The organism is Escherichia sp. SCLE84 (assembly GCF_012584495.1).
GTDB lineage: Bacteria > Pseudomonadota > Gammaproteobacteria > Enterobacterales > Enterobacteriaceae > ECMA0423.
Map to the genome: position 1 here is coordinate 3,995,081 of NZ_CP051430.1, position 22,415 is coordinate 4,017,495.

Annotated in this window: 21 protein-coding genes; 11 read left to right on the forward strand and 10 right to left on the reverse strand. The window is 51.7% G+C overall.

Features of this window, described 5'->3' with window-relative positions:
• Positions 1–9 precede the first annotated feature (9 nt).
• Positions 10–1,902, forward strand: coding sequence for a DNA topoisomerase IV subunit B (gene parE, locus HGD79_RS19385; RefSeq protein ID WP_000195296.1), 1,893 nt, complete (start codon positions 10–12; stop codon positions 1,900–1,902).
• Positions 1,903–1,949: 47 nt separating this feature from the next.
• On the opposite strand, the gene HGD79_RS19390 is transcribed toward parE, so the two are convergent.
• Both HGD79_RS19390 and mdaB read right to left on the reverse strand, forming a co-directional pair.
• Positions 1,950–2,264: a putative quinol monooxygenase gene (locus tag HGD79_RS19390; RefSeq protein WP_000958598.1), complete on the reverse strand. Its 315-nt coding sequence runs from the start codon at positions 2,262–2,264 to the stop codon at positions 1,950–1,952.
• Between the two features lie 30 nt (positions 2,265–2,294).
• The gene (mdaB, locus tag HGD79_RS19395; RefSeq protein ID WP_000065430.1) at positions 2,295–2,876 is read right to left on the reverse strand and encodes an NADPH:quinone oxidoreductase MdaB; all 582 of its coding nucleotides are present in this window, start codon (positions 2,874–2,876) and stop codon (positions 2,295–2,297) included.
• Positions 2,877–3,194: 318 nt separating this feature from the next.
• Here mdaB and HGD79_RS19400 point away from each other — a divergent pair, with 318 nt between their 5' ends.
• Positions 3,195–3,527 carry a DUF2645 family protein gene (locus HGD79_RS19400; protein ID WP_000912120.1) on the forward strand — a complete coding sequence of 111 codons (333 nt, stop codon included), beginning with the start codon at positions 3,195–3,197 and terminating at the stop codon, positions 3,525–3,527.
• A 45-nt stretch (positions 3,528–3,572) separates the two neighbouring features.
• Here the strand turns inward: HGD79_RS19400 and qseC are convergent, their stop codons facing one another.
• Positions 3,573–4,922 (reverse strand): quorum sensing histidine kinase QseC, encoded by a 1,350-nt coding sequence (gene qseC / locus HGD79_RS19405; protein ID WP_168848477.1) that lies wholly within the window; start codon positions 4,920–4,922, stop codon positions 3,573–3,575.
• Entirely contained in the window at positions 4,919–5,578 is a 660-nt protein-coding gene (qseB, locus tag HGD79_RS19410) for a quorum sensing response regulator transcription factor QseB (protein ID WP_001221502.1), read from the reverse strand. Before qseB ends, qseC begins: the two co-directional genes overlap by 4 nt.
• Before the next feature lie 151 nt (positions 5,579–5,729).
• Between qseB and ygiW the strand changes: the two genes are divergently transcribed.
• From ygiW to HGD79_RS19440, 6 genes are all read left to right on the forward strand, one after another.
• Positions 5,730–6,122, forward strand: coding sequence for an OB fold stress tolerance protein YgiW (gene ygiW, locus HGD79_RS19415; RefSeq protein ID WP_000712658.1), 393 nt, complete (start codon positions 5,730–5,732; stop codon positions 6,120–6,122).
• 52 nt (positions 6,123–6,174) lie between these two features.
• Positions 6,175–6,657, forward strand: coding sequence for a GyrI-like domain-containing protein (locus HGD79_RS19420; RefSeq protein ID WP_000183494.1), 483 nt, complete (start codon positions 6,175–6,177; stop codon positions 6,655–6,657).
• 545 nt (positions 6,658–7,202) lie between these two features.
• On the forward strand, positions 7,203–9,461 hold the full coding sequence (parC, locus tag HGD79_RS19425) for a DNA topoisomerase IV subunit A (protein ID WP_096147518.1): 2,259 nt from the start codon (positions 7,203–7,205) through the stop codon (positions 9,459–9,461).
• Between the two features lie 232 nt (positions 9,462–9,693).
• Positions 9,694–10,431, forward strand: a complete 738-nt coding sequence (plsC, locus tag HGD79_RS19430; RefSeq protein WP_000965703.1) for a 1-acylglycerol-3-phosphate O-acyltransferase — start codon at positions 9,694–9,696, stop codon at positions 10,429–10,431.
• 74 nt (positions 10,432–10,505) lie between these two features.
• Positions 10,506–11,918, forward strand: coding sequence for a cell division protein FtsP (gene ftsP, locus HGD79_RS19435; protein ID WP_000059395.1), 1,413 nt, complete (start codon positions 10,506–10,508; stop codon positions 11,916–11,918).
• A gap of 110 nt (positions 11,919–12,028) precedes the next feature.
• Complete coding sequence (locus HGD79_RS19440) at positions 12,029–14,248, forward strand: YgiQ family radical SAM protein (protein WP_000095187.1); 2,220 nt, start codon at positions 12,029–12,031, stop codon at positions 14,246–14,248.
• A 42-nt stretch (positions 14,249–14,290) separates the two neighbouring features.
• Here HGD79_RS19440 and yqhH read toward each other — a convergent pair whose 3' ends face one another.
• The 4 genes from yqhH to yqhD all read right to left on the reverse strand — a co-directional run bounded on the left by yqhH (position 14,291) and on the right by yqhD (position 17,820).
• Positions 14,291–14,548 carry a lipoprotein YqhH gene (gene yqhH, locus HGD79_RS19445; RefSeq protein WP_000848528.1) on the reverse strand — a complete coding sequence of 86 codons (258 nt, stop codon included), beginning with the start codon at positions 14,546–14,548 and terminating at the stop codon, positions 14,291–14,293.
• A gap of 50 nt (positions 14,549–14,598) precedes the next feature.
• On the reverse strand, positions 14,599–15,525 hold the full coding sequence (locus HGD79_RS19450) for a YbjP/YqhG family protein (protein ID WP_000691598.1): 927 nt from the start codon (positions 15,523–15,525) through the stop codon (positions 14,599–14,601).
• Positions 15,526–15,724: 199 nt separating this feature from the next.
• Positions 15,725–16,552 (reverse strand): 2,5-didehydrogluconate reductase DkgA, encoded by an 828-nt coding sequence (gene dkgA, locus HGD79_RS19455; RefSeq protein WP_000013152.1) that lies wholly within the window; start codon positions 16,550–16,552, stop codon positions 15,725–15,727.
• A 104-nt stretch (positions 16,553–16,656) separates the two neighbouring features.
• A complete protein-coding gene (gene yqhD, locus HGD79_RS19460; protein ID WP_001058807.1) occupies positions 16,657–17,820 on the reverse strand; it encodes an alcohol dehydrogenase in 1,164 nt (387 codons plus the stop codon).
• Between the two features lie 193 nt (positions 17,821–18,013).
• Here yqhD and yqhC point away from each other — a divergent pair, with 193 nt between their 5' ends.
• Entirely contained in the window at positions 18,014–18,913 is a 900-nt protein-coding gene (gene yqhC, locus HGD79_RS19465; RefSeq protein WP_001298382.1) for a DNA-binding transcriptional regulator YqhC, read from the forward strand.
• A gap of 39 nt (positions 18,914–18,952) precedes the next feature.
• Here the strand turns inward: yqhC and yghB are convergent, their stop codons facing one another.
• Both yghB and metC read right to left on the reverse strand, forming a co-directional pair.
• Entirely contained in the window at positions 18,953–19,612 is a 660-nt protein-coding gene (gene yghB, locus HGD79_RS19470) for a DedA family general envelope maintenance protein YghB (RefSeq protein ID WP_000268419.1), read from the reverse strand.
• A 139-nt stretch (positions 19,613–19,751) separates the two neighbouring features.
• On the reverse strand, positions 19,752–20,939 hold the full coding sequence (metC, locus tag HGD79_RS19475) for a cystathionine beta-lyase (RefSeq protein WP_000763931.1): 1,188 nt from the start codon (positions 20,937–20,939) through the stop codon (positions 19,752–19,754).
• Between the two features lie 251 nt (positions 20,940–21,190).
• Here metC and exbB point away from each other — a divergent pair, with 251 nt between their 5' ends.
• Together exbB and exbD are read left to right on the forward strand one after the other, a co-directional pair.
• Entirely contained in the window at positions 21,191–21,925 is a 735-nt protein-coding gene (gene exbB, locus HGD79_RS19480) for a tol-pal system-associated acyl-CoA thioesterase (RefSeq protein WP_000527844.1), read from the forward strand.
• Positions 21,926–21,931: 6 nt separating this feature from the next.
• Positions 21,932–22,357: a TonB system transport protein ExbD gene (gene exbD / locus HGD79_RS19485; RefSeq protein ID WP_001240712.1), complete on the forward strand. Its 426-nt coding sequence runs from the start codon at positions 21,932–21,934 to the stop codon at positions 22,355–22,357.
• The last annotated feature ends 58 nt before the right edge of the window (positions 22,358–22,415 follow it).

Here is a 22,415-nt window from a genome sequence, read left to right on the forward strand (position 1 = left end):
ACTTAAACCATGACGCAAACTTATAACGCTGATGCCATTGAGGTACTCACCGGGCTTGAGCCGGTTCGCCGCCGTCCGGGGATGTATACCGATACCACTCGCCCTAACCATTTGGGGCAAGAAGTTATTGATAACAGTGTCGATGAAGCACTGGCGGGTCACGCAAAACGCGTGGATGTAATCTTACATGCTGACCAGTCGTTAGAAGTTATTGACGATGGGCGCGGGATGCCGGTGGATATTCACCCGGAAGAGGGTGTACCGGCGGTTGAACTGATTCTTTGCCGTCTGCATGCAGGCGGTAAATTCTCTAACAAAAATTACCAGTTCTCTGGCGGCCTGCATGGCGTGGGGATTTCGGTGGTTAACGCCCTGTCGAAGCGCGTAGAAGTTAACGTGCGCCGCGATGGTCAGGTTTATAACATCGCCTTTGAAAATGGCGAAAAGGTGCAGGATTTACAGGTTGTCGGCACTTGCGGTAAACGCAATACCGGTACCAGCGTGCACTTCTGGCCGGATGAAACCTTCTTTGACAGCCCGCGTTTTTCTGTTTCACGCCTGACGCATGTGCTGAAGGCCAAAGCAGTACTGTGCCCCGGCGTTGAGATTACCTTTAAAGATGAGATCAACAACACCGAACAGCGCTGGTGCTATCAGGACGGTCTGAATGATTACCTGGCGGAAGCGGTAAACGGTTTACCGACGCTGCCAGAAAAACCGTTTATCGGTAATTTCGCTGGCGATACTGAAGCTGTGGACTGGGCGCTACTGTGGCTGCCGGAAGGCGGTGAACTGCTGACCGAAAGCTACGTCAACCTTATCCCAACGATGCAGGGCGGTACCCATGTTAATGGTCTGCGTCAGGGCCTGTTGGACGCGATGCGTGAGTTCTGTGAATACCGCAACATTCTGCCGCGCGGCGTGAAGCTGTCGGCGGAAGATATCTGGGATCGCTGCGCCTATGTTCTGTCGGTGAAAATGCAGGATCCGCAGTTTGCCGGGCAGACCAAAGAGCGTCTCTCTTCGCGTCAATGCGCGGCATTCGTTTCAGGCGTGGTGAAAGATGCCTTTATCCTGTGGCTGAACCAGAACGTTCAGGCGGCGGAGCTGCTGGCGGAGATGGCGATTTCCAGCGCCCAGCGCCGTATGCGTGCGGCTAAAAAAGTGGTGCGCAAAAAGCTGACCAGCGGCCCAGCACTGCCTGGCAAACTGGCTGACTGTACCGCGCAGGATCTTAACCGTACCGAACTGTTCCTTGTGGAAGGTGACTCCGCAGGCGGATCTGCCAAGCAGGCGCGCGATCGCGAATATCAGGCGATCATGCCACTGAAAGGTAAGATCCTTAACACCTGGGAAGTTTCTTCCGACGAAGTGCTGGCCTCGCAGGAAGTGCATGATATTTCGGTAGCGATCGGTATCGATCCTGACAGCGACGATCTGAGCCAGCTTCGTTATGGCAAAATCTGTATCCTCGCGGATGCGGACTCTGATGGTCTGCACATTGCCACGCTGCTCTGCGCTTTGTTCGTAAAACACTTCCGCGCGTTGGTGAAACACGGTCACGTTTACGTCGCACTGCCACCGCTCTACCGTATTGATCTCGGGAAAGAGGTTTATTACGCGCTGACGGAAGAAGAGAAAGAGGGCGTACTTGAGCAATTAAAACGCAAGAAAGGCAAGCCGAACGTCCAGCGTTTTAAAGGTCTGGGGGAAATGAACCCGATGCAATTGCGTGAAACCACGCTTGATCCGAACACTCGCCGTCTGGTGCAGTTGACTATCGATGATGAAGACGATCAGCGTACTGACGCGATGATGGATATGCTGCTGGCGAAGAAACGCTCGGAAGATCGCCGCAACTGGTTGCAAGAGAAAGGCGACATGGCGGAGATTGAGGTTTAAAGGAAAGAACATTGCCCGGTCAGGATGGCCGGGCAAACAAGGCAGGTTTAAATCCCAGGTTGCAGGATGCGGATATTCATCTCCAGCACGTCGCCTTTTACGGCTTCGCTGTACGCCTTCATGTGCGGGGTTTGCAGATGCGCTTCAAGATGCGCGATGCTTTCCCACTGCTCAATCATCACGATAGAATCCGGTGCCATAGACTGGAAACTCACGCCAGCAGCGCAATCCACCATTGGCGCATAGCCGTGGCAACCTTCTTCTTTCAGTACGGTTGGAACGATTTTAGCAAACTGATCCAATACCGCCTGACGGTGATGTTGACCAGGACGAGTACGGATTTCTGCGATTACGGTAAGCATGGTTAACTCCTTCTAAAGCCTGAGCTCTAGTTAACCAAAAATTTCCACAAGATGCTTGCGATATTCTTCAGTATAGCGGGGAACATCAGGCATTTTTATCACGTCATTAGCGATAAATGTCGGCAGCGGTTCCATGCCAAGGAATTGGTTTGCTTTATGGAACGGCAGATACACACCGTCGACGCCAACGCCGTGGAAGAATTGATCTTTTTCGGTGAAGGCTTCCATTGGTGCGTTCCAGGTCAGAGAAAGCATATATTTTTTGCCCTGTACCAGGCCGCCGGAACCGTATTTTTTTGACGGATCTTTGCGGGTACGGCCATCGCTGGCATACAGCGTTCCATGACCTTCGGTGAATACATCATCAATATATTTTTTCACTGTCCACGGCGCGCCCATCCACCAGCCTGGCATCTGCCAGATCACCACATCAGCCCAGAGAAAGTTTTGTACTTCCGCTTTGACATCGTAGTCGCTGTCGGCGCGAACGATGCGGACATCATGCCCGAGGTCGCGCAGTGTGCCATCCGCGACTTCGGTCAGGGTGTCGTTCAGTTGACCATTGGAGTGGGCGAATTTTTTCGCGCCGTTGATAATCAGGATGTTGCTCATTTTTTAACCTCAAGGTGAGACGTTTGCCGACTATAGTACGTCACAGAGCGGTACGGTGAAATTAGCAAAATGTGCAAAGTCTTTTGCGAATTTAGCAAAAGTCTGATCTTGCTCTGACTCACCGATGCAGGATAAATATTTTCTGAAAATGACAATACTGATAGCCATTCCTCATAATTCTTACTCGCACCGGAATAATTTACACGTTTGGTTCGGTTTTTTTTGGGATTGAAAATATGGCTTTGAATAAGTAAAAGATGAAAATATCAACGTGTCATGTTGATAATTATAAATGGATTTTTATGAGCGTACTGATATATGTTAAAGCATAAAATTCAAACAATATTTGAAGCTCTGTTATACATAATGCTTACTTATTGGTTAATAGATGCTTTTTTTGCTTTCAATAAGTATGACTGGATGCTTGAGTCGGGAGACAATATTTGCAGTATACCTTCCGTTTCAGGCGAAGATCGTATATTGCAAGCAATGATTGCAGCATTTTTTCTTCTTACGCCACTTATTATTCTTATCTTAAGAAAACTCTTTATGCGGGAAATGTTCGAGTTTTGGGTATATGTATTTTCGCTCGGTATTTGTCTGGTTTGTGGTTGGTGGCTTTTTTGGGGACGGTTTATATTTTGCTATTAGTAAAATCTATGAGAGTCGTTTTAACGGCTCTCATAGACAGAGAAGTTACCAGCTTACCTTCGCCTCAAATCCACCTTGTTCCGCATTCCCAAACTCAACATTCATGCCATGCAATTTGGCGATTCGCTGGACAATCGATAGCCCAAGTCCACTGCCGGTAGCGGTTTGTCCGGGGGGGCGATAGAAGCGTTCGCCAATTCGCGCCAGAGCCTCTGGCGTCACACCGGGGCCGTTATCCCTCACGATGAAATTATCAGCATTCAGCGTGACGTCTATCACGCTGCCCTGTGGACTGTAGCGCACGGCGTTATCCAGCAAATTTCGCACCAACAAACTTAGCAATAGCGGTTGTCCGGTGCGTTTGATGCCGTGGGCATTGAGTGTCAGTCGCACGTCAATTTTCGCCTGCTGCGCCGTGTGGTAAATATCCATCACCGACGATTGGAGGAGATCTTCAAGCGGGATCTCCGCGACGTCCTGAAGGTTATCCAGTGAGTCCAGCCGCGATAGAGTGAGCAGTTGATCAACCAGACGAGTAGCGCGATCGATCCCGTAATGTAATTGAAGCAGCGCTTTTTTCCGCGCTTGCGGATCATCGTCAGAAAGCTGCGCAACTTCGGTTTGCACTTTCAGCGCCGTTAACGGGCTACGTAGTTCGTGAGCTGCGTCGGAGGTAAAGCGTCGTTCACGAACCATCATCGCATGTGTGCGGGCGAACAGTTGATTTAGCGACTCAACCAACGGACGCACTTCGCTGGGTACGCCAGTCGCGTTTAGTGGTTTTTCCGAGTCAGGGTCACGCATACGCAGCGCCAGCGCCAGTTTGTTCAGCGGCGCGAGTTCACGACCCAATAGTACCATCATGATGATTAACATAATCGGCAGTGCGACCAGCCGCGGGATCAATTGCCCGGCAACAATCGCCAGCGCCATGTCTTCACGGTATTCCCATTCCTGACCAACAACGATGCGATATTTGCCATCAGGTGAGGTCATCCAGACAAAACGCCATTGATCTTTATCGCCCACCAGTTGCCCGTCAGCAAAACCTTCCCGTTGATAGCTATAAGGAATATCTTCTCCGTTATCGCCATCGTTAAGGACCATTCTGCCGTCGTGGGTAAAGATGGCAAAGGTCAGCGCATCGTCATCAACATGACCGTGTTTTAATTTATTTGGCGTCTGTGCCATGCGATCCGCCGCGTTGATTTCGTTGAGATCGAGCGTACTTAACCGCTTGGCAAACAGCATCAGTTGGGTGTCGAACAATTCATCGACGTTATCCGTTGTTTGTTTCCAGGCGACAAAGCTGGAAAGCAGCCAGGTCACCGAGGCCAGAATTAAAAAGATTAGCGTCAGCCTGACGCGCAGACTAAGACGTTGGGTAAATTTCATTTCTCACCTAATGTGTAGCCAATACCATGCACGGTACGAATAAAATCACTACCGAGTTTGCGTCGCAGATGATGCACATGCACTTCAACGGCATTACTGGTGACCTCTTCGTCCCAGGTATACAGTTTCTCTTCAATCAGTTTGCGCGGCAGTACCCGACCAGCGTTACGCATCAGTAATTCCAGCAGGGCAAATTCTTTTGGTTTCAGTGTTAAGGGTTCGCCAGCCAGCGTGGCGATACGTTTGCCGGGGTCGAGCATGACGTTACCGTGGCGCAGCTCGTTGCTGGCCTGGCCGTTGGTTCGGCGCATCAGAGCTTCCAGCCTGGCGGCGACTTCTATCAACGCAAAAGGTTTACACAGATAATCGTCAGCTCCCAGACGCAGCCCTTCTACACGTTCCTCCAGCGCATCGCGCGCGGTCAGGATCAGTACCGGCTCACGCTGACCTTTTTCTCGCCATTCGCGCAAAATATCGCGACCATCCATGCCTGGTAAGGTTAAATCCAGGATCACCGCATCATAAGGCGCGCTATAAAGCGCCTCTTTTCCCTGACGACCTTGTGTAAACCAGTCGACGCTAAAACCCATTTTACTAAGGCCCGTTTTGATGCCGTCGCCAATCAGCATGTCATCTTCTATCAGTAAAATTCGCATTTTTTCATCCCTGCGATAACCGTATTTGCTGCCAGTAAACCGTGTTGTAACGCGCTCTGTACAGCACTAAATTTTATTTTTTTCCCTTAAGAAGTTGTTAAGGACTATCTTGTTAAATGCTCGGAAACAGACATTAAAGGGAGTAATAAACATGAAAAAATTCGCAGCAGTAATCGCAGTAATGGCCCTGTGCAGCGCACCGGTGATGGCAGCAGAGCAGGGCGGTTTTTCTGGCCCATCGGCAACGCAAAGTCAGGCCGGAGGATTCCAGGGGCCGAACGGCAGCGTAACGACCGTAGAAAGCGCAAAATCCCTGCGTGACGACACCTGGGTAACCCTGCGCGGCAATATCGTTGAACGCATCTCTGACGATCTCTACGTGTTTAAAGATGCCAGCGGTACTATCAATGTTGATATCGACCACAAACGCTGGAACGGTGTGACGGTGACGCCGAAAGATACGGTTGAGATTCAGGGTGAAGTCGATAAAGACTGGAATTCTGTTGAAATTGACGTCAAACAGATCCGCAAAGTAAATCCGTAATTGTTACCGCTCCCGGGACGCGTTCCCGGGAATAATTTCGCAGGGAGGCAAAATGACAAACCTGACACTGGATGTAAACATTATCGATTTCCCATCAATCCCTGTGGCGATGTTGCCGCACCGCTGTAGCCCTGAGTTGCTCAACTACAGTGTGGCGAAATTTATCATGTGGCGTAAAGAGACGGGGCTTTCTCCTGTTAACCAAAGCCAGACTTTTGGCGTCGCCTGGGACGACCCTGCCACCACCGCACCGGAAGCGTTTCGCTTTGATATCTGCGGCAGCGTTAGCGAACCGATTCCCGATAATCGTTATGGTGTGAGCAATGGTGAACTTACCGGTGGACGTTATGCCGTGGCCCGCCACGTTGGCGAGCTGGACGATATTTCACACACGATATGGGGCATTATTCGCCACTGGCTGCCTGCAAGCGGCGAGAAAATGCGTAAAGCACCGATTCTGTTTCACTACACCAATCTTGCCGAAGGGGTGACAGAGCAGCGACTGGAAACGGATGTTTATGTGCCGTTGGCGTGATGGGGAATCTTTACCGGAGTGTGAGCCAAATCACTCGCGATAAGTTTGAGCGAACAATGCCACAGGCGTATTGTTGTTGGGCTTATAATTTCTCCGGTAAGGAATACCATGTATACGCGAAATTTATTATCCGGTGCGCCGTAAGCCGTCTCGGGGGTATCCATGAGCAAGCCGCACTTATGGCAGGAGGCGCGGGGCACTGGTGGAGACACAGCTAAACTGGGCTGAACCGTATACTTACAGTCGACTACTTTGATGCTTTAGGCTTCCCTGGACTCGCATAACCTCAACTTCTCGAATCGCCCGGAGCGGACCCCCATGCCGAGTGGTGTGGCATGGGCGCAACCTTGTGCTGCCCTCTATGCCGATCAAGTCTACAGCAAAGAGTTGTATATCAAGGCACATTGATGCCTTTATCGCCGTCGGAGCACGTCCGGCGGCGCTATTCACGCTGATCTCCTGTGACTCGACGCGGCAGATAATGTAGTATCTCCGGCAATATTGCCCCTTTGAAGGCTGGCGAATAAGTTGAGGAATCAGAATTAATGAGCGATATGGCAGAGCGCCTTGCGCTACATGAATTTACGGAAAACGCCTACTTAAACTACTCCATGTACGTGATCATGGACCGTGCGTTGCCGTTTATTGGCGATGGTCTTAAACCTGTTCAGCGCCGCATTGTGTATGCGATGTCTGAACTGGGCCTGAATGCCAGCGCCAAATTTAAAAAATCGGCCCGTACCGTCGGTGACGTACTGGGTAAATACCATCCGCACGGCGATAGCGCCTGTTATGAAGCGATGGTCCTGATGGCGCAGCCGTTCTCTTACCGTTATCCGCTGGTTGATGGTCAGGGGAACTGGGGCGCTCCGGACGATCCGAAATCGTTCGCGGCAATGCGTTACACCGAATCCCGGTTGTCGAAATATTCCGAGCTGCTATTGAGCGAGCTGGGGCAGGGGACGGCTGACTGGGTGCCAAACTTCGACGGCACTTTGCAGGAGCCGAAAATGCTGCCTGCTCGTCTGCCAAACATTTTGCTTAACGGCACCACCGGTATTGCCGTCGGCATGGCGACCGATATTCCACCGCATAACCTGCGTGAAGTAGCTCAGGCGGCAATCGCATTAATCGACCAGCCGAAAACCACGCTCGATCAGCTGCTGGATATCGTGCAGGGGCCGGATTATCCGACTGAAGCGGAAATTATCACTTCGCGCGCCGAGATCCGTAAAATCTACGAGAACGGACGTGGTTCAGTGCGTATGCGCGCGGTGTGGAAGAAAGAAGATGGCGCGGTGGTTATCAGCGCATTACCGCATCAGGTTTCAGGTGCGCGCGTACTGGAGCAAATTGCTGCGCAAATGCGCAACAAAAAGCTGCCGATGGTTGACGATCTGCGCGATGAATCTGACCACGAGAACCCGACCCGTCTGGTGATTGTGCCGCGTTCCAACCGCGTGGATATGGATCAGGTGATGAACCACCTCTTCGCTACCACCGATCTGGAAAAGAGCTATCGCATTAACCTCAATATGATCGGTCTGGATGGTCGTCCGGCGGTGAAAAACCTGCTGGAAACCCTCTCCGAATGGCTGGTGTTCCGTCGCGATACCGTGCGCCGCCGACTGAACTATCGTCTGGAGAAAGTCCTCAAGCGCCTGCATATCCTGGAAGGTTTGCTGGTGGCGTTTCTCAACATCGACGAAGTGATTGAGATCATTCGTAACGAAGATGAACCGAAACCGGCGCTGATGTCGCGGTTTGGCCTTACGGAAACCCAGGCGGAAGCGATCCTCGAACTGAAACTGCGTCATCTTGCCAAACTGGAAGAGATGAAGATTCGCGGTGAGCAGAGTGAGCTGGAAAAAGAGCGCGACCAGTTGCAGGGCATTTTGGCTTCCGAGCGTAAAATGAATAACCTGCTGAAGAAAGAACTGCAGGCAGACGCGCAAGCCTACGGTGACGATCGTCGTTCGCCGTTGCAGGAACGCGAAGAAGCGAAAGCGATGAGCGAGCACGACATGCTGCCGTCTGAACCTGTCACCATTGTGCTGTCGCAGATGGGCTGGGTACGCAGCGCTAAAGGCCATGATATCGACGCGCCGGGCCTGAATTATAAAGCGGGTGATAGCTTCAAAGCGGCGGTGAAAGGTAAGAGCAACCAACCGGTAGTGTTTGTTGATTCCACCGGTCGTAGCTATGCCATCGACCCGATTACGCTGCCGTCGGCGCGTGGTCAGGGCGAACCACTCACCGGCAAATTAACGTTGCCGCCTGGGGCGACCGTTGACCATATGCTGATGGAAAGCGACGATCAGAAACTGCTGATGGCTTCCGATGCGGGTTACGGTTTCGTCTGCACCTTTAACGATCTGGTGGCGCGTAACCGTGCAGGTAAGGCTTTGATCACCTTACCGGAAAATGCCCATGTTATGCCGCCGGTGGTGATTGAAGATGCTTCCGATATGCTGCTGGCAATCACTCAGGCAGGCCGTATGTTGATGTTCCCGGTAAGCGATCTGCCGCAGCTGTCGAAGGGCAAAGGCAACAAGATTATCAACATTCCATCGGCAGAAGCCGCGCGTGGAGAAGATGGTCTGGCGCAATTGTACGTTCTGCCGCCGCAAAGCACGCTGACCATTCATGTTGGGAAACGCAAAATTAAACTGCGCCCGGAAGAGTTACAGAAAGTCACTGGCGAACGTGGACGCCGCGGTACGTTGATGCGCGGTTTGCAGCGTATCGATCGTGTTGAGATCGACTCTCCTCGCCGTGCCAGCAGCGGTGATAGCGAAGAGTAATATGCCGGGGAGGGCCTGTTTCCTCCCGCTTGCAAGGAACGCCGGATGAAACGTTAAGTCGTCATCCGGCAGCGTATTCAACCCCCGGAAACGATAAAAATTCCCTTGAAACCGTTGTTTATTCATGCGTTGCGATTAACAATACGCTTTTCCAGAGAGCGGCTTTTAACAATGCCCTAACCTGATTTCAGGTGACGTACAATGCCAGTCTCTCAGACCTTCAGAGGGTGTTATGCTATATATCTTTCGTCTTATTATTACCTTGATTTACAGCATCTTAGTCTGTGTATTCGGCTCCATTTACTGCCTTTTCAGCCCGCGTAACCCGAAACATGTGGCCACCTTTGGGCATATGTTTGGCCGTCTTGCGCCGCTGTTCGGCCTGAAAGTTGAGTGCCGCAAACCTGCAGATGCTGAAAGCTACGGCAATGCTATCTATATCGCTAACCACCAGAACAACTATGACATGGTGACAGCATCGAACATTGTGCAACCGCCGACGGTGACGGTAGGTAAAAAGAGCTTGCTGTGGATCCCCTTCTTCGGGCAGTTGTACTGGTTAACCGGCAACTTATTGATCGACAGAAACAATCGCACTAAAGCTCACGGCACCATTGCGGAAGTCGTGAATCATTTCAAAAAACGCCGTATTTCCATCTGGATGTTCCCGGAAGGAACCCGCAGCCGTGGTCGCGGCCTGCTACCGTTCAAGACTGGAGCATTTCACGCGGCAATTGCGGCGGGCGTCCCGATTATTCCCGTGTGCGTCTCTACAACTTCGAATAAGATTAATCTTAATCGACTGCACAACGGTCTGGTGATTGTCGAAATGCTGCCGCCAATTGACGTCAGTCAGTATGGCAAAGATCAGGTTCGTGAGCTGGCTGCCCATTGTCGTTCGATAATGGAACAAAAAATCGCCGAGCTCGATAAAGAAGTCGCAGAACGCGAAGCCGCCGGAAAAGTTTAAGTCGGCAATCTGTATTTTTGCGGGGAACACTTTCCTGCACGGTATTACTTTAGCCAGTTTTACATGGAGCAAATATGTCACTCAGTCGGCGTCAGTTCATTCAGGCATCGGGGATTGCACTTTGTGCAGGCGCTGTTCCCCTGAAGGCCAGCGCAGCCGGGCAACAGCAACCGCTACCCGTTCCGCCGCTACTTGAATCTCGCCGTGGGCAACCGCTGTTTATGACTGTACAACGTGCGCACTGGTCATTTACGCCAGGGACACGCGCGTCGGTCTGGGGAATCAATGGTCGTTACCTGGGGCCGACTATCCGCGTCTGGAAGGGCGACGATGTTAAGCTTATTTACAGCAACCGCCTGACAGAAAATGTCTCAATGACGGTGGCCGGGCTACAGGTACCAGGCCCGCTGATGGGCGGTCCGGCACGGATGATGTCGCCAAACGCTGACTGGGCACCCGTACTGCCCATTCGCCAGAACGCAGCTACTCTGTGGTATCACGCCAATACTCCCAACCGCACGGCTCAGCAGGTCTATAACGGCCTTGCCGGAATGTGGCTGGTGGAAGATGAAGTCAGCAAGTCGCTGCCTATCCCCAACCATTATGGTGTGGATGATTTTCCGGTCATTATCCAGGATAAACGGCTGGATAACTTTGGTACGCCAGAATACAACGAACCGGGAAGCGGCGGCTTTGTTGGTGATACGCTGCTGGTTAACGGTGTACAAAGCCCGTACGTTGAAGTCTCGCGTGGCTGGGTGCGCTTGCGACTGCTGAACGCGTCGAACTCTCGTCGCTATCAACTACAGATGAGCGATGGTCGCCCGTTACATGTGATTTCTGGCGATCAGGGATTCCTGCCTGCTCCTGTATCGGTGAAGCAACTTTCGCTGGCACCGGGCGAGCGCCGCGAGATTCTGGTGGATATGAGCAACGGCGATGAAGTGTCGATCACCTGTGGCGAAGCGGCGAGCATTGTTGATCGTATTCGCGGCTTCTTTGAGCCATCCAGTATTCTGGTTTCTACCCTGGTGCTAACGCTGCGCCCAACCGGCCTTCTGCCGCTGGTCACAGACAGTCTTCCGATGCGCTTGCTGCCAACTGAAATCATGGCTGGTTCGCCAATTCGCAGTCGCGATATCAGTCTGGGTGATGACCCGGGTATTAATGGACAGCTGTGGGACGTCAACCGTATTGATGTCACCGCGCAGCAAGGAACGTGGGAACGCTGGACGGTACGCGCGGACGAGCCGCAAGCGTTCCATATTGAAGGCGTAATGTTCCAGATCCGTAACGTGAATGGCGCGATGCCGTTCCCGGAAGACAGAGGCTGGAAAGATACCGTTTGGGTTGACGGACAAGTGGAGCTGCTTGTTTATTTCGGTCAGCCTTCCTGGGCGCACTTCCCGTTCTACTTCAACAGTCAGACGCTGGAAATGGCGGACCGTGGCTCGATAGGGCAACTTTTGGTCAATCCGGTACCGTAATCTTCATACTCGCCCGAGGAGGGCGAGTATGGAATACCTTTCGATTTCTCTTTCGTTCCGGCTTATAATCCCCGGCCTTTGATTATTTTTTTATCATTTCTGGAAGCAAAATGAGCTCTATCTCCCTGATCCAACCGGATCGCGACCTGTTCTCCTGGCCGCAGTACTGGGCCGCCTGTTTTGGACCGGCACCGTTTTTGCCGATGTCTCGTGAAGAGATGGATCAACTTGGCTGGGATAGCTGCGACATCATTTTGGTTACTGGCGACGCGTATGTCGATCACCCAAGCTTCGGGATGGCGATTTGCGGTCGTATGCTGGAAGCACAGGGCTTTCGCGTCGGGATCATCGCCCAGCCAGACTGGAGCAGCAAAGACGATTTCATGCGTCTGGGTAAACCGAATCTGTTTTTCGGTGTTACTGCTGGCAACATGGATTCGATGATCAACCGTTATACCGCCGATCGCCGTTTACGTCATGACGATGCCTACACGCCGGATAACGTCGCGGGTAAGCGCCCGGATCGCGCCACACTGGTTTATACCCAGCGTTGTAAAGAGGCGTGGAAAGATGTACCGGTGATCCTCGGCGGTATTGAGGCTAGTCTGCGCCGTACCGCACATTATGATTACTGGTCCGATACCGTGCGCCGTTCCGTGCTGGTGGATTCGAAAGCCGACATGCTGATGTTTGGTAACGGTGAGCGTCCGCTGGTGGAGGTGGCGCACCGTCTGGCGATGGGCGAGCCGATTAGTGAAATCCGCGATGTGCGTAATACCGCGATTATCGTGAAAGAGGCGCTGCCTGGCTGGAGCGGCGTGGATTCCACCCGTCTTGATACCCCTGGAAAAATCGACCCAATCCCGCATCCGTATGGTGAAGATTTGCCGTGCGCGGATAACAAACCGGTGGCACCGAAAAAGCAGGAAGCCAAAGCCGTAACCGTGCAGCCACCGCGCCCGAAACCGTGGGAAAAAACCTACGTGTTGCTGCCTTCTTTCGAGAAAGTGAAGGGCGATAAAGTGCTGTACGCCCATGCTTCGCGCATTCTGCACCACGAAACCAACCCAGGCTGCGCCCGCGCATTGATGCAAAAACACGGTGACCGCTATGTGTGGATCAACCCGCCTGCTATCCCGCTTTCTACCGAAGAGATGGACAGCGTTTTTGCGCTGCCGTACAAGCGCGTGCCACATCCGGCCTATGGCAATGCCCGTATTCCGGCTTACGAAATGATCCGTTTTTCGGTCAACATTATGCGCGGCTGCTTTGGCGGCTGTTCTTTCTGTTCTATTACCGAGCACGAAGGGCGCATTATTCAGAGCCGTTCGGAAGATTCGATCATTAATGAGATCGAAGCGATCCGCGACACCGTTCCAGGTTTTACGGGCGTGATTTCCGATCTCGGTGGGCCAACTGCCAACATGTATATGTTGCGCTGCAAATCGCCACGCGCTGAACAAACTTGTCGCCGTTTGTCGTGCGTTTATCCGGATATTTGTCCGCACATGGACACTAACCACGAACCGACGATCAACCTCTATCGCCGTGCGCGTGATCTGAAAGGCATTAAAAAAATCCTCATCGCCTCAGGCGTACGTTATGACATCGCCGTGGAAGATCCGCGCTATATCAAAGAGTTGGCGACCCATCACGTCGGCGGTTATCTGAAGATTGCCCCGGAACATACCGAAGAAGGGCCGTTATCGAAGATGATGAAGCCGGGCATGGGCAGCTATGACCGCTTTAAAGAGCTGTTCGATACTTACTCAAAACAGGCAGGTAAAGAGCAGTATCTGATCCCCTATTTCATCTCCGCGCACCCCGGTACGCGTGATGAAGATATGGTGAATCTGGCGCTGTGGCTGAAAAAGCATCGTTTCCGTCTCGACCAGGTACAGAACTTCTACCCATCGCCGCTGGCGAACTCAACCACCATGTATTACACCGGGAAAAACCCGCTGGCGAAGATTGGTTATAAGAGTGAAGACGTCTTCGTACCGAAGGGCGACAAGCAGCGTCGTTTGCATAAAGCGTTGTTGCGTTACCACGATCCGGCAAACTGGCCGTTAATCCGCCAGGCGCTGGAAGCGATGGGCAAAAAGCATCTGATTGGCAGCCGTCGCGATTGCTTAGTGCCTGCGCCAACCATTGAAGAGATGCGTGAAGCTCGTCGCCAGAACCGCAATACCCGTCCGGCGTTGACGAAACATACGCCGATGGCGACCCAGCGTCAGACGCCTGCTACGGCAAAAAAAGCGTCGTCTACGCAATCTCGTCCGGTGAATGCTGGTGCGAAGAAACGCCCTAAAGCGGCGGTTGGACGTTAAAAAAAATCCCCGGCAACTGACATGCTGCCGGGGATTTTTTTATCATTCTGCGTACATACGCAAGCAGCGCAGGCAATCAAAATAGTCCTGAGCATCAAGACGCGTATTGGCTCTGTTAGCTTCGGATTTGGCAGCATAGATTTGTGGGCGTAGTGCTTTCATATCCTGCTCAAGCCGGGCGATTTTGGCATTTAATGTTTGCACATTGCTCGCCAGCTGATTGACCTTTTGCTCATTGACGCAGCCACTGAGCAAGCAGGTTGCCAGAACAACAGCTCCCACGGTGAAAATCGTTTTCATATAGTGTTCCCTTTTATTTATTGTTCCGGCTAATTGTTATTTAATTCAGCTCATTGCTTTAATCTGGCGGCGGTTTTTGCCTCAATCTGCTTAAGTAGGCTGCCGCTGTTCGGGCGGATAAAATCAGCGATTTCCCACTTGCCTTCGCGCCGCTGTAAAACCAGTTCTTGCTCTTCGTTGTTGCCATTGGTCAGCGTAAAACGAACATGAATGCGGGCGGAATCGGCGGTTTTCTCCAGGACTCGAATTTCATCAACGCGTGAAAATAGCGACTCTTCGCCAAAACAGATCGGATTGTCGTAAATAAATTGCCGTTCTATTTGCATATCTTCATCGGGATTATTGGCCGTCTTGAAGGTGGTTTTATAGAAGGCATTAACCGCCTGGCGGTAAGAGTCGGAAACCACCCACGTCCACGGCCAGCTATAATCAGCAATATGTTCAAAGAGTTCGGCAACAAAGGCTTCCGGCTGTTCTTTTTGCAACGAAGCTAAAGCGGCCAGCGTTTTTTCATTCTCGCTATTAACTGCTTGTAAGACGCTGCCATGATTGCTGACAATATCGTCAATGACCCAACGACCATTTTCCGCCACCATTTTCAGTGTCTGCGTGGTCTTTTCTTTATCATCTTTAAAGATACGAAAGCGCACAACGGCATCGGCATGATCGGCGTCAGTTTGGGTTATCGCAACGCTTTCTAGCACCAGATCGCCAAAATCCTGACAATCACAAACCGGATCATAATCCAGCCAGCCAATATTGCCCGGCAGCGTAAGATTGTCGTTCAGGGTAAGCGCCTGTTGAATACGCGCAGAAGTTATCGCCCGCTCTCCGGTTTCACCAAAATAAGGGGCAGTGGCATCTGATTTATAGTTCTGATAAATATGCCGGACTGTTTGTTCTACGGTCAGTGAGGGGGGCTGTGCGTGTACGGTAAAACTTGCCAGGGCTGCTAAAAACAGAAGTATTATTTTCATCTGTTTTTCACCTCTCCGTTGCGTTTATCCCGGATATAGATGAGTTGTTCTTTTAAGAGCTTCCGGCTCTGCATGATGATGTCCTTATATTTGGCATTCCTGAACAAGGAAGAGTAACAACGGGCGGGACGCGAGGGGAATAAATGATTTCTGAAAAGTCCGGTAGCGGAACATTACCGCCACCGGGAGAATTTGCATGTTAGCCGCCGAACTGGTCAGGATCGGGACCGAGACGCTTGCCCTGATCGAGTTTTGCAATTTCGCCGAGTTCGTCTTTGTCGAGACGGAAATCCCAGACATCAAAGTTTTCGACAATGCGTGAAGGTGTGACCGATTTCGGGATCACCACCAGGCCGCTATCCAGATGCCAGCGGATAACAATCTGCGCCGGAGTTTTGCCGTATTTATCTGCCAGATCGCGAATGACTTTCTGATCGAAAACGCCTTTCCCTCCTTGCGCTAATGGGCTCCAGGATTCGGTCTGGATTTTGTGTGTCGCGTTCCAGGCATGTAGCTGGCGTTGTTGCATCAGCGGGTGAAGTTCGATCTGGTTTATCACAGGCGTCACGCCAGTTTCATCAATCAGGCGTTGCAGGTGATGGATCTGGAAGTTGCACACGCCGATGCTTTTGATTAATCCCTCTTTTTGCAATTCGATCATGCCTTTCCATGCTTCGACATAATGGTCGATAGCGGGAACGGGCCAGTGCATTAAGTAGAGGTCGATATAATCAAGCTGGAGTTTTTTCAGGCTGTCGAGCAGGGCTTCGCGGGGGCGCTTGTGGTCGTCGTTCCACAGCTTAGTGGTGATGAACAGTTCTTCTCTGTTGACTGAGGCATTTTTCAGGGCTTTGCCGACACCTTCTTCGTTCTTGTAGGCCGCGGCGGTATCAATCGAGCGATAACCCACTTCTAACGCTTTTTGAATAGCGGTGATTACTTCCTCATTACTTGCTTGCCAGACGCCCAGTCCCAGCTGGGGCATGACATTGCCATCCTGTAGCTTAATAACGGTTGGATTAGCCATACGTTCCTCCTTTATATGAACTCACCGGAGCAGGCTCCGGTGAGGTGTTGTGAACTTAAGTCTGGACGAAATGCCCGAAAACGAAAGTTTGAGGCGTAAAAAGCTTAGCGGGCGGCTTCGTATATACGGCGGCTGACATCCAACGTAATGTCATGATTTTCGCCCAGTTGGGTCATGCCGTGCTCTTCCAGTTTTTTCAGCAAAGCCGGGATGGAGCTGCCGTCCAGACCGTAGTCGGAGAGGTGGGTCGGCACGCCTAATTGCTCAAAGAAATTGCGGGTTGCGGCAATCGCGGCGTCAATACGCTCATCATCGGAACCTTCAGTGATGTTCCAGACGCGTTCAGCATATTGCAGCAGCTTAGCGCGCTTGGTCTCGCGTTTTTCATTCCACAGTGCAGGCAGGACGATAGCCAGTGTTTGCGCGTGATCCAGACCGTGCATCGCAGTCAGTTCGTGGCCCAGCATATGCGTTGCCCAGTCCTGCGGTACGCCAGCGCCAATCAAACCGTTCAGCGCCTGAGTCGCCGCCCACATGACGTTGGCGCGCACATCGTAGTTTTCTGGCTCTTTCAGGGCTTTCGGACCATCTTCGATTAGCGTCAGCAAAATGCCTTCTGCGAAACGGTCCTGAATTTTGGCATCAACCGGTTTGGTAACATACTGTTCCACGGTGTGTACAAAGGCGTCCACTACGCCGTTAGCCACCTGACGCGGCGGCAGGGTGTAGGTATAAACCGGATCGAGCACGGCAAATACCGGCTGAACATGGGCAGAATGGAACGCCTGCTTGTCGCCTGTGGTTTTACGGGAGATCACCGCGCCTGCGTTGGATTCTGAACCGGTTGCTGGCAGCGTCAGCACACAGCCCATCGGGATGGCGCTTTTAATCTCTTTACCGCCCGTTTGCAGAATGTGCCACGGATCGATATTTTCCGGATAGTTAGCCGCTGCGGCGATAAATTTGGTGCCGTCCAGTACAGAACCGCCGCCAACCGCCAGCAGGAAAGTCACTTTCTGTTCGCGAACCAGTTTCACGGCGTTCATCAGCGTTTCATAAGCCGGGTTTGGCTCAATACCGCCAAATTCCAGCACGTCCATGCCTTTCAGGGCATCCAGAACTTGATCGAGAACGCCGGTTTTTTTCACGCTGCCGCCACCGTAGGTAATCAATACGCGAGCATCGTGAGGAATTTGTTCGCGTAAACCAGCGATTGCGCCTTTACCAAACAGAATGCGGGTTGGGGTGTGCAGATTAAAGTTGTTCATTACTTGCTCCCTTTGCTGGGCCAATATGAGGGCAGAGAACGATCTGCCTGATGTTTTTCATTGTGATCGCCAGCGCCCTGGCTCTCAATGCTCATTTCTGCCAATGTCTTGCCTATTTCTCCAGAGTGCTGGAGAAATGCTACAAAATTGCGCACAATCAAATTGCCGCATTATTCCTAAGAAATTACGCGATATGAAACGTGAAGAGATTTGCCGCTTGCTGGCGGATAAAGTTAATAAACTGAAAAATAAAGAAAATAGTTTGTCAGAACTGTTGCCCGATGTGCGTTTGTTGTATGGCGAGACGCCTTTCGCACGTACACCGGTGATGTACGAGCCTGGCATCATAATTCTCTTTTCCGGGCATAAAATCGGTTATATCAATGAACGCGTGTTTCGTTATGATGCCAATGAATACCTGCTGCTGACGGTGCCGTTGCCGTTTGAGTGCGAAACCTATGCCACGTCAGAGGTGCCGCTGGCAGGGTTGCGTCTCAATGTCGATATTTTGCAGTTACAGGAACTGTTGATGGACATTGGCGAAGATGAGCATTTCCAGCCGTCGATGGCAGCCAGCGGGATTAACTCCGCCACGTTATCAGAAGAGATTTTATGCGCGGCGGAGCGGTTACTCGACGTGATGGAGCGACCACTGGATGCGCGTATTCTCGGCAAACAGATCATCCGCGAAATTCTGTACTACGTGCTGACCGGACCTTGCGGCGGCGCGTTACTGGCGCTGGTCAGTCGCCAGACTCACTTCAGTCTGATTAGCCGCGTGCTGAAACGGATTGAGAATAAATACACCGAAAACCTGAGCGTCGAGCAACTGGCGGCAGAAGCCAACATGAGCGTATCGGCGTTCCACCATAATTTTAAGTCTGTCACCAGCACCTCGCCGTTGCAGTATTTGAAGAATTACCGTCTGCATAAGGCGCGGATGATGATCATCCATGACGGCATGAAGGCTAGCGCAGCAGCGATGCGCGTCGGCTATGAAAGCGCATCGCAATTTAGCCGTGAGTTTAAACGTTACTTCGGTGTGACGCCGGGGGAAGATGCGGCAAGAATGCGGGCGATGCAGGGGAATTAAATACGTTCCCGGTACAGCAGCCGGGAACGGGGAAAATCGTCAGGCGTTACAGTATTTTTTTTTAATCACCACAAACAGCGTGCCTAACAAGCCAGCGGTTAACAAGGCAATTGGCAGGATCATCAGGAACGTCATTACCTGATCTTCATGGCGTTTAACGAACGGAATCATACTTAAGGCATAGCCAAAACTGGTTACCACGCTGACCCACAGCAATCCACTTAACCAGTTGAAAAACTGGAAGCGGCGGTTTGGCAGACCGGAAATTCCCGCCATGGTTGGCAGCAGCGTACGGACAAATGCAAGAAAACGTCCAGCCAGCAGCGCCAGCAGACCGTGGCGGTCAAACATGCAGGTGGCGCGCTGGTGATATTTAGCAGGAAGCTGTGCCAGCCAGCCTTTCACCGTTTTGGTATTCCCTAACCAGCGCCCCTGAATATAACTTAGCCAGCAGCCCAGACTTGCTGCGGCGGTCAGAATCGCAATCGTAGGCAGAAAATCCATAACCCCTTGGGCAATCAATGCGCCTGCCAGTATCAACAAGCTGTCGCCTGGCAAAAATGAGGCGGGCAGCAGGCCGTTTTCTAAAAACAGCGTGGCAAACATGACAAAGTAAACAACGCTAACAATATGAGGATCCGCCAGCGCGGCAAAGTCGTGTTGCCAGAGCGCAGCGATGATATCTTGAATAACAGCCATGGACTTTCCTGTGGAACAGCGTTTAAGCCTTTATCTGCCTATTGTACTCCTGATTCGTCCGGGACGCCTTGATCCCGGACGCAACAATTTAAGACTTTTCACAATTAAATGTCTGCAAAATTGTCCAAAAGTGGCAATGTTATACAATTCGCGCAAAACCGGCGTCCAGATCGGCAATCAGATCGTCGACATCTTCCAGACCAATATGCAGGCGAATCAAGGTCCCGCTAAAATCGATCTCGCCTTGGGGGCGAATGGCGGCGATATGTTCTGGTTGATTCGCCAGGATCAACGATTCATACCCGCCCCACGAGTAGGCCATGCTGAATAAACTGAAGTTATCCAGATAGTTCGCCAGCTCTTCATTACTGAGTTTTTTCTTAAGCACAAAGGAAAATAGCCCGCTGCTGCCTGTAAAGTCTCGTTTCCAGAATTCGTGGCCTTTACTGCCAGGCAGAGCAGGGTGGTTAACTCGCGCAACTTGCGGATGTTCTGCCAGCCATTCAGCCACTTTCAGACTGCTTTCATGATGTTGACGCAAACGCACACCTAATGTGCGCAGGCCACGGCTGGTTATATAGGCGGTATCGGCATCGACCATCTGGCCCATCAGATAGGCATTCTCCCGCAGCTGCTCCCAGCAACGGGCATTGCACACGGCAGTGCCAATCATCGCATCTGAATGCCCAACCAGATATTTGGTAGCGGCCTGAATGGAAACATCGATGCCAAAATCCAGCGCCTTAAACAGCACACCGGCTGCCCAGGTGTTGTCGATCATAATGATGGCATCCGGGACCACACTGCGCACGGCGGCAACAATCGCCGGAACGTCGTGGACTTCCATGGTGATGGAGCCTGGCGATTCCAGAAACACGATTTTAGTGTTTGGCTGCAGATGCTTAACGATATCGGCACCAATCAGCGGATCAAACCACGATGTCGTTACGCCCAGTTTGCTGAGGATTTTGCTACAGAAATCCTGACTCGGTTCATAGGCGGTGTTGGTCATCAACACATGATCGCCCTGTTCGACAAAAGCAAGAATGGAATTAGCAACCGCTGCCGCCCCGCAGGGAAATAGCGCGCAGCCTGCGCCACCTTCCAGTTCACACATCGCTTGTTGTAAGGAGAAATGGGTTAACGTTCCGCGCCGTCCATAGAACAACTCGCCATTGGCGCGATTGCGCGTCGCGTGCTTTTTGGCTTCCACACTGTCAAAGACCAGCGAAGAAGCGCGCTGAATCACGCTATTTACCGCGCCGAGAGTGTATTTTTTGCTGCGTCCTGCATTCACCAGTTGAGTATCAAGCTTTTTGTCCGCCATGTCGGGATTCCTGTTTTTATACGTCTGGATGTCTAAACTAGCATGAATATTCGCGGGCGCATCCTGAAGAATTGGCATAAAGCAGAAAATTTTCGCAAATGGCGTGCTGGTGACTTTTTTACTGCGTAAACGCAAGGAAAAGAAAGCAAAGGTACGGCAGTATGCAAATAGTAATGAGAACGACTATCAATTCGACGTCATTTTGATATTATTATGCGCAGATTTTGTGACTTGCGTCCTGGAGATACACAGTGGGTAATAATTTAATGCAGACGGACCTTTCCGTCTGGGGTATGTATCAGCACGCCGATATTGTCGTTAAGTGCGTGATGATTGGGCTTATTTTGGCCTCCGTAGTCACCTGGGCAATCTTCTTCAGTAAGAGCGTAGAGTTCTTCAATCAGAAGCGTCGCCTTAAGCGCGAGCAGCAACTGCTGGCTGAAGCGCGTTCCTTAAACCAGGCCAACGATATCGCCGCTGATTTTGGTAGCAAAAGCTTAAGCCTGCATTTGCTCAATGAAGCGCAGAATGAGCTGGAACTGTCAGAAGGCAGCGACGATAACGAAGGTATTAAAGAACGTACCAGCTTCCGTCTGGAGCGTCGGGTCGCCGCAGTGGGTCGTCAAATGGGCCGCGGTAACGGCTATCTGGCAACCATCGGCGCGATTTCTCCGTTCGTTGGTCTGTTTGGTACGGTCTGGGGCATCATGAACAGCTTTATTGGTATCGCGCAAACGCAGACCACTAACCTGGCAGTCGTTGCGCCGGGTATCGCAGAAGCTCTGTTAGCAACGGCAATCGGCCTCGTGGCAGCGATTCCTGCGGTCGTTATCTATAACGTATTTGCACGCCAGATTGGCGGCTTTAAAGCGATGCTGGGTGATGTTGCAGCGCAGGTATTGTTGCTGCAAAGCCGTGACCTGGATCTGGAAGCCAGCGCCGCTGCGCATCCGGTTCGTGTCGCACAAAAATTACGCGCAGGATAATATCCGATGGCAATGCATCTTAACGAAAACCTCGACGATAACGGCGAAATGCATGATATCAACGTGACGCCGTTTATCGACGTGATGTTGGTTCTGCTGATTATCTTTATGGTGGCGGCACCGTTAGCGACGGTAGATGTGAAGGTGAACTTGCCTGCTTCTACCAGCACGCCGCAGCCGCGCCCGGAAAAACCGGTTTATCTGTCGGTGAAGGCAGACAACTCGATGTTTATCGGTAACGATCCGGTCACCGATGAAACAATGATTACGGCGTTGAATGCGTTAACCGAAGGCAAGAAAGACACCACCATCTTCTTCCGAGCGGACAAAACCGTCGATTACGAGACGTTGATGAAGGTAATGGATACGCTGCATCAGGCGGGTTACCTGAAGATAGGTCTGGTCGGCGAAGAAACCGCCAAAGCGAAGTAAAGTAGAATTGCCTGATGCGCTACGCTCATCAGGCCTACAAAATCTATTGCAACAGGTT

What these genes read in the sequence shown, in the direction of transcription:
- parE (WP_000195296.1), top strand. Translation starts at nt 10, where the DNA reads ATGACGCAAACTTATAACGCTGATGCCATTGAGGTACTCACCGGGCTT.
- HGD79_RS19390 (WP_000958598.1), bottom strand. Translation starts at nt 2,264, where the DNA reads ATGCTTACCGTAATCGCAGAAATCCGTACTCGTCCTGGTCAACATCAC.
- mdaB (WP_000065430.1), bottom strand. Translation starts at nt 2,876, where the DNA reads ATGAGCAACATCCTGATTATCAACGGCGCGAAAAAATTCGCCCACTCC.
- HGD79_RS19400 (WP_000912120.1), top strand. Translation starts at nt 3,195, where the DNA reads ATGTTAAAGCATAAAATTCAAACAATATTTGAAGCTCTGTTATACATA.
- qseC (WP_168848477.1), bottom strand. Translation starts at nt 4,922, where the DNA reads ATGAAATTTACCCAACGTCTTAGTCTGCGCGTCAGGCTGACGCTAATC.
- qseB (WP_001221502.1), bottom strand. Translation starts at nt 5,578, where the DNA reads ATGCGAATTTTACTGATAGAAGATGACATGCTGATTGGCGACGGCATC.
- ygiW (WP_000712658.1), top strand. Translation starts at nt 5,730, where the DNA reads ATGAAAAAATTCGCAGCAGTAATCGCAGTAATGGCCCTGTGCAGCGCA.
- HGD79_RS19420 (WP_000183494.1), top strand. Translation starts at nt 6,175, where the DNA reads ATGACAAACCTGACACTGGATGTAAACATTATCGATTTCCCATCAATC.
- parC (WP_096147518.1), top strand. Translation starts at nt 7,203, where the DNA reads ATGAGCGATATGGCAGAGCGCCTTGCGCTACATGAATTTACGGAAAAC.
- plsC (WP_000965703.1), top strand. Translation starts at nt 9,694, where the DNA reads ATGCTATATATCTTTCGTCTTATTATTACCTTGATTTACAGCATCTTA.
- ftsP (WP_000059395.1), top strand. Translation starts at nt 10,506, where the DNA reads ATGTCACTCAGTCGGCGTCAGTTCATTCAGGCATCGGGGATTGCACTT.
- HGD79_RS19440 (WP_000095187.1), top strand. Translation starts at nt 12,029, where the DNA reads ATGAGCTCTATCTCCCTGATCCAACCGGATCGCGACCTGTTCTCCTGG.
- yqhH (WP_000848528.1), bottom strand. Translation starts at nt 14,548, where the DNA reads ATGAAAACGATTTTCACCGTGGGAGCTGTTGTTCTGGCAACCTGCTTG.
- HGD79_RS19450 (WP_000691598.1), bottom strand. Translation starts at nt 15,525, where the DNA reads ATGAAAATAATACTTCTGTTTTTAGCAGCCCTGGCAAGTTTTACCGTA.
- dkgA (WP_000013152.1), bottom strand. Translation starts at nt 16,552, where the DNA reads ATGGCTAATCCAACCGTTATTAAGCTACAGGATGGCAATGTCATGCCC.
- yqhD (WP_001058807.1), bottom strand. Translation starts at nt 17,820, where the DNA reads ATGAACAACTTTAATCTGCACACCCCAACCCGCATTCTGTTTGGTAAA.
- yqhC (WP_001298382.1), top strand. Translation starts at nt 18,014, where the DNA reads ATGAAACGTGAAGAGATTTGCCGCTTGCTGGCGGATAAAGTTAATAAA.
- yghB (WP_000268419.1), bottom strand. Translation starts at nt 19,612, where the DNA reads ATGGCTGTTATTCAAGATATCATCGCTGCGCTCTGGCAACACGACTTT.
- metC (WP_000763931.1), bottom strand. Translation starts at nt 20,939, where the DNA reads ATGGCGGACAAAAAGCTTGATACTCAACTGGTGAATGCAGGACGCAGC.
- exbD (WP_001240712.1), top strand. Translation starts at nt 21,932, where the DNA reads ATGGCAATGCATCTTAACGAAAACCTCGACGATAACGGCGAAATGCAT.